The following is a 5,272-nucleotide window of genomic DNA, read 5'->3' on the forward strand; positions in this document are numbered from 1 at the left end:
AGGTCCGCACCCTCTACCGCGGCGACCGCTTCAGCTTCACCCTCGCCCTCGGCGCCCCGCCCGCCGGCTGACCCGCGCCGGGGACGGGGACGGGGAACGTCGCCGGGGCGGCCGGACGGCCTTCCCCGACCCCGTGCTCCGCGCGGTCGGGCGGGCGCGGATACTGGATCACGGTCCCCGGCGGTGATCCGTCGCCGTCCGTGGCGGCCGCCCGGACGCCGCGTCGATCCCGCGTGTCCCGGCCCCTGCCCGCCCTGCTTCGCGCGGATCGACGAGGAGAGACCATGCCCGCCCTGCTCATTCTGAACTACGACGTGACCGACCCTCAGCGCCTGGACGCCTACCGCCGGGCCGCCACTCCCGTCCTGCTGGGCCCGGATGCGGGGGAACTGGTCGCGAGCACCGACCGGACCGTCCACCTGTCCGAAGGCGGGCGGCCGGCCGGCGGCACCCACACCGTCGTCCTGCGCTTCGCCGACGCCGAACAGGCCCGCGCCGTCTACGAGTCCGACCGCTACCGGGAGCTGCTGGAGGAACGCCTCGCGGCCACCGTCCCGTTCACGGCGATGATCGTGCCCGCCCTCTGACGGACGGCGCCCTGACGGACGGCGCCCGGCCCTCGTTCGGGCCGGGCGCCGTCGCGTGCGAGGGCCGTTACTCGTAGCGCAGGGCGCCGGGGCGCATCAGCCGCAGGAGCTGCGGCAGTCCGAGGACGGTGGTCAGGAGCACCGCGCCGGCCGCGATCGCCGTCATGGCCAGCATCGAGCCCCAGTCCACGCTCGTCGGCACGCCCGCCGAGTACTGGAGCACCGCCCCCATCAGCAGGCCGCCGACGGAGGCCAGCGCCAGGCCCAGGGCCATCGGGACCAGCGTCTGCCACAGCACCGACAGGCCCAGGACGCGCCGGCGGGTGCCGACGGCGCCCAGCACGCCGAGGACGCGGCGCTGCTCGCGGAAGCGTTCCAGCTGGCCGACCAGCAGGCTGAGGGCCACCAGCAGCAGGGTGATCGCCGATCCCGCCGTCAGCAGGCGCTTGACCGCGAGGTAGGTCGGGTCGAGGTTCCGGTCGAGCGGGAATTCGGCGCGGGCCTGCGGGTCGATCGCCATCACGGCGGTGGTCAGCCGCTCCTTCGGGTCCGTCAGTCCGTCCGCGAGCGAGACCAGGACGGTGGCCGGCTGTCCGCGCAGCGCCTCGGCCGGGACGGCGGCGGGGGTGAGGAGCAGCAGGCCGGCGCCCATGCGCCCGCCCGGGTCCGCGCCCGGGACGGCCGTGACGGTGGCCGTGATCGCGGGCAGCGGGAAGGACGCCGGCTCGCCGGCGCCGCGGAAGCCGGCGGCGTGGACGGGTGTGCCGGGCCGCACGGGGGCGGTGTCCGGGCGCGCGGTCGGGCTCTGGAGGGCGAAGGCGTCGCCGTCCCGGCAGTCGGGCAGGGTGGCGAAGCCGCGCAGCACGTCGCAGGAGGCGATCCGTACCGAGGGCAGTTCCCAGGGCTTGGCCGTCGGGCTCTCCAGGTTGAACTCGGTGTACGCGGCGGTGGCCGCGATCCCGGTGGTGTGCGCCAGGCGGTCGGCGAGGGCGCCGGCCTGGGGCGCGCCGCCGGGGAAGGAGACCGACTGCTGGTAGGGGCCGGCGGTGGGCGTGGGCCGGGGGAGGTCCTCGTAGCGGGCGCCGATGCCGAGGAAGAGCGTCTGCAGGGCGATCGCCCCGGCGATGGCCACGACCACGCCGCTGACCGCGGCTGCGGCCGGTCCGGGGGCCGACTGGAGGCGGCGCACGGCCAGTTGCCAGGACAGGGGGCCGGCGCCGGCGCGCCGGGTGACGGCCTCCACCAGCCAGGGCAGGAGGGTGCACAGGCCGATCAGCATCAGCAGCACGCCGAAGGAGACGACGAGTGAACCGCGGGTGTCCTGGACCGAGTTGAGGAGGGCGGTGCGTGGCAGGGCGCCGGGGACGCCCTGGGCGGGCAGGGCGAGGGCGAACACCGTCAGGGCCAGGCCGGCCAGCGGCAGCGTCAGCCGCCAGCCGATGCGGCGCCGTGCGGGGCCGGAGCGGCGCACGACGCCGAGCGGGTCGAGGACCACCCGGCGCATCGCGAGCAGGGTGACGCCGACGGCCAGGAGCGGTACGACCACGGCGATCGCGGCGGCGATGGCGGGCTGCGGGGCGACGTCCTCGGGGAAGAAGCTGAATCCGGCGAGGCAGATGTGGCCGATCAGTTGGCGGGCGAGCAGGAAGAGCGCGGCGCCCGCGGCCAGGCCCAGTACGGCCCCCACCAGGGACTCCCCCGCGGCGATGCGGGCGGTCGCCCGGCGGTCCGCGCCGCCCAGGCGCAGTGCGGCGAGGCGGCGGTCGCGCCGTTCGCCGCCGAAGCGGGCGGCGGCGGCGAGGAAGACGCCGACCGGGGCCAGCATCACCGTCAGGCCGACGGCGTTGAGCAGGATCAGCTTGGGGTCCATGGGTTTGGGCGGGGAGAAGTGGCCGAACTCGGTGATGCGCAGGGCGCCGGTGTCCACCGAGAGGTGGTCGCCGCCGAGGACGTAGGCGGCCTGGCCGGGGCCGAGGAGTCCGGCCGGGGCGATGGTGCCGACCACGGGGTGGGGAAGGCGTTCGCGCAGCAGCTGGTTGGCGGGGTCCTTGAGCAGGTCGGCCAGGGCCGGGGAGACGACCATCTCGCCGGGTGCCGGGTAGGCGGCCACCCCGGGCGGGAGCGCGGCGTGGGGGCCTTCGGGCTGGACGACGCGCCCGCGCACGGGGATGGAGCGGAAGGTGGTGTCGGCGGCGGCGACGAGGACCGTCGCCTCGCCGGGGGTCGGCAGGTCCTCGTCCTTGAAGGTGTCGTTCTGCGTGTACAGGCGCTGGTCGCGGTGGTGCACGATGCCGGGGAAGGAGGCGGTGAACAGCAGCAGGGCCACGCCCAGGCCCACGCCGAAGGCGGTGAGCAGCAGTCGGCCCCAGCCGTCGCGTCCGCTGGTGACGGCCAGTCGGGCGCCGAGCGCGAGCTGGTCCAGGAACGGTGAGCGCACGCGCGGTTCGGTGGCGCTCACCGTACGGCCGCCAGGTCGCGGGTGCGGCCGTCGCGGACGACGATCTCGCGGTCGGCGTAGGCGGCGACCCGTACCTCGTGGGTGACCAGGACGACGGCGGCGCCGGACTCGCGGGCGGCGCGGGTCAGCAGTTTCATGACGCGTTCGCCGTTGAGGGAGTCGAGGGCGCCGGTCGGCTCGTCCGCGAAGACCGCTTTGGGGCCGGTGATCAGGGCGCGGGCGGCGCCGACCCGCTGGCCCTGGCCGCCGGAGACCTCGCCGGGGCGTTTGGCGGCGGTGTCGGCCACCTCCAGGCGTTCCAGCCACTCCGCGGCTCGGGCCTCGGCGGCCTTGCGGCGCACGCCGTTCAGGCGCAGCGGCAGGGCGACGTTCTCCAGGCAGGTGAGTTCGGGGACGAGTTGGCCGAACTGGAACAGGAAGCCGAACTCGGTGCGGCGCAGGGCGCTGAGTTCGGCGTCGGGGCTGGTGGTGAGGTCGCGGCCCTGGTAGGTGATGGTGCCGCGGTCGGGGCGGGTGATGCCGGCGAGGCAGTGCAGCAGGGTGGACTTGCCCGAGCCGGAGGGGCCCATGACGGCGACGAGTTCGCCGGCGGCGACGGTGAGGCAGGCGCCGTCGAGGGCCGGGGTGAGGCCGAAGGACTTGTGCAGGTCCCGGGCGTGGAGCAGGGGTTGGGCGGTGGTCAACGCGGGGTCTCCGTCAGGCGGGCGGTGAGGTCGTCGAGGCGGGCGGCGGTCAGTTCCAGCCAGCGCAGGTCGGCTTCGAGGTGGAACAGGGCGTGGTCGCAGATCAGTTCGTCGCCGAGGTCGCCGGTGAGTTTGCGGCGGGTCAGTTCGCGCATCGTGCGCAGGTGTTCGGCCCGCTGGACGTCCAGGACGTCGGCGGCCGAGCGGCCGGTCAGGATGGCGAGCACGACCTTGTGGTAGAGGGTGCTCTGCAGGTACGGCTGCGGGTCCTCGGGCCGGGTGAGCCAGTGGGCGAGGTCGGTGACGCCCGCGTCGGTGATCGCGTACCGCTTGCGGTCGGGGCCGCCGCCGGCCTCGACGCCCTCCACGACGACCAGGCCGTTCTTCAGCAGCCGGGAGAGTGTCGCGTACACCTGCCCGTAGGCCAGGGCGCGGTCGCGTCCGAAGTGCTCGTCGTAGAGGCGTTTGATGTCGTATCCGTGGCGGGGCTGGGTTTCCAGCAGCCCGAGGAGCATCTGTCCGAGTGCCATGATCGGGAACTATACACACCATGTATACAGGGGTGTGTATAGCGGGGTGCGGGCCCTTGGCGGGCGGGTCGGTTCCGGGCCGGAACGCCCGCGGCGCCTGCCCGACCACCTTTGACAGCAGGGTGGTCGGGCAGGCGCCGCAGGAGGAGCTGACGCGGGTTCGGGGCCCCGGGTCAGCTGGGGGCGCCGCTCCAGATGACGTCCTTGCGCTGCAGTCCGGTGCCGTAGTCGAACCTGACGGAGAACGAGTCGGCCGAGGCCGCCGGCAGGGCGTACGCGGACACGCCGGTGGCCTCCTGGCCCGGGGACAGCGAGCCGCCGAGGATCTTCATCCGTCCGCTTCCGTCGATCAGCGAGAAGACGAGGCCGCCCTTGGCGTCCCGGACGATGGGCGAGCCCGATCCGTAGAGCGAGAGCTCCTGGGAGCCGGTGTTGACGACGGTGATCTTCACCTGGACGATCTTGGAACCCTTGGGGATCTCGAACACGGTGTCGCCCGGGACGTACGGCTCCGGCGGGGCCATGGTGACCTTCAGCCCGTCCCCGTAGGTGTAGGACTGGCCGAACGTCAGGCGCCGGGCCTTCTCGTCCTCGGCCGCCTTCTGCCGCTCGGCCTCGACCCGCTTGCGCTCGGCCTCGACCCGCTCCCGCTCCTTGGCCGCCCGCTCCTGGGCGGCCTGGTTCGCGGCGTCGGCGCGGGCGCGGGCGGCGTCCTCCTCCGCCCTGAACTCCTCGCGGGCCGCCTGCACCTTCGTCACGACGAACACCCCGGCGCCGACCGAGACCAGCAGGCCGGTGACGCCCAGGATCACGCCCGCCAGCGCCATCGCCCGGTTGGTCGCCACGCCCTTGCGCACGTGGCGCAGGCCGATGGCGCCGAAGATCACGGCGAGCAGGGCCGGCAGCCAGGACAGCCAGAACAGGATGACGACCAGGCTCAGGACGGTGCCGACGATCCCGAGCACCATGGCCGCGACGCCCAGGCCGTTGCGGGGCTGCGGCGCCGGCGCCATC

At 74.5% G+C, this 5,272-nt stretch carries 5 protein-coding genes; 1 reads left to right on the forward strand and 4 read right to left on the reverse strand.

Features of this window, described 5'->3' with window-relative positions:
• Positions 1-284: 284 nt before the first annotated feature.
• On the forward strand, positions 285-587 hold the full coding sequence (locus J0670_RS29235; RefSeq protein ID WP_207814702.1) for a DUF1330 domain-containing protein: 303 nt from the start codon (positions 285-287) through the stop codon (positions 585-587).
• A gap of 67 nt (positions 588-654) precedes the next feature.
• Here the strand turns inward: J0670_RS29235 and J0670_RS29240 are convergent, their stop codons facing one another.
• From J0670_RS29240 to J0670_RS29255, 4 genes are all read right to left on the reverse strand, one after another.
• Entirely contained in the window at positions 655-3,024 is a 2,370-nt protein-coding gene (locus J0670_RS29240) for an ABC transporter permease (RefSeq protein ID WP_207814703.1), read from the reverse strand.
• Between the two features lie 17 nt (positions 3,025-3,041).
• The gene (locus J0670_RS29245) at positions 3,042-3,728 is read right to left on the reverse strand and encodes an ABC transporter ATP-binding protein (RefSeq protein ID WP_207814704.1); all 687 of its coding nucleotides are present in this window, start codon (positions 3,726-3,728) and stop codon (positions 3,042-3,044) included.
• Entirely contained in the window at positions 3,725-4,258 is a 534-nt protein-coding gene (locus J0670_RS29250) for a PadR family transcriptional regulator (protein ID WP_207814705.1), read from the reverse strand. Before J0670_RS29250 ends, J0670_RS29245 begins: the two co-directional genes overlap by 4 nt.
• 173 nt (positions 4,259-4,431) lie before the next feature.
• Positions 4,432-5,272: DUF4190 domain-containing protein (locus J0670_RS29255; protein WP_207814706.1), on the reverse strand; the 841-nt coding region annotated here is incomplete at its 5' end.

This window comes from Streptomyces sp. FH025, assembly GCF_017427025.1.
Lineage (GTDB): Bacteria > Actinomycetota > Actinomycetes > Streptomycetales > Streptomycetaceae > Kitasatospora.

Coding starts and splice junctions, on each gene's coding strand:
- J0670_RS29250 (WP_207814705.1), bottom strand. CDS start 4,258: ATGGCACTCGGACAGATGCTCCTCGGGCTGCTGGAAACCCAGCCCCGC.
- J0670_RS29235 (WP_207814702.1), top strand. CDS start 285: ATGCCCGCCCTGCTCATTCTGAACTACGACGTGACCGACCCTCAGCGC.